This is a genomic window from Paenibacillus sp. P4_A7 (genome assembly GCF_056402455.1).
In genome coordinates, this window is sequence record NZ_JBFUHJ010000849.1 from 1 (window position 1) to 892 (window position 892).

Here is an 892-nt window from a genome sequence, read left to right on the forward strand (position 1 = left end):
CCACAAACACATTCTAATATAGAGACTTTCTCATCATAGAGATACCATTTGTCTGGTTCGTCAAGGAAATGTCTAGATGGGAAAAACACTACACTTTGTGGAAGCCCTCTATATTCTCCTGCTATTTTAGCATCATATTCCAGTTCAATTTCCCTGAGTATTTCAACTAATCGTTTCTCATTTATGTAAATATCAACAAACTCTGCTTCGTCGTCTTTTTTTATTACTAACTTGATTTTGTCCAAGCAAGATGACCTCCTATAATGCATAAAATCGTAATATCTTAGTAAACCAAATTGATATACATATTAATCAAAGTCTTAGTGTAGTTTGTTTAAGCTTAGCTCATTGTAATTTTTACATATCCGCTTGAGTTCATCTCGCACTTCCATTAAGGCAAAGCCTAACAAGTTTTGACCCTTCCATTCAAAAGGGTTATTAACTGCCTTATCATCAGAAGACATGCCAATAYCCCATATCTGATCATATGGACTGGCTTCTACTAATATTTTGTCCTCTGTTTGTAATAGAAATTGCATAAGTATTGGGTTCTGTAGAAACTTGGCATAGTTGCCGTTTAAAACAGTGGAATATCGTTTCTTCGTCCATATAGCCTCATTAAAGTTGTTTACTTTCCTGCCTAACTCCTTGATTTCTTTCGGATTATCGCTTTTCAAAATCCTCTCGAGCATTTCTTTATCATCAAAAATCATTGCTTTTTCTGCCATCATAAATTGCTCCATACAGCAATAACTATTGATCTCAACTTCGAATTCTTCTTTCCACCACTGACTTAAGCAAGAGATTGTAATACGACCGTTATTACTCGGTTGGTGTCCCCAAAAGAATAAATATTCTAATTTTTCACCATTATTGACTTTTTCACGTAGCC

The 892-nt window shown here is 34.7% G+C and carries 2 protein-coding genes; both read right to left on the reverse strand.

Going from position 1 to position 892, the window contains the following annotated elements:
- Positions 1-245: hypothetical protein (locus AC1DWN_RS34450; protein WP_477563297.1), on the reverse strand; the 245-nt coding region annotated here is incomplete at its 3' end.
- 75 nt (positions 246-320) lie between these two features.
- The coding region (locus AC1DWN_RS34455; protein ID WP_477563298.1) for an NADAR family protein at positions 321-892 on the reverse strand (572 nt) is incomplete at its 5' end.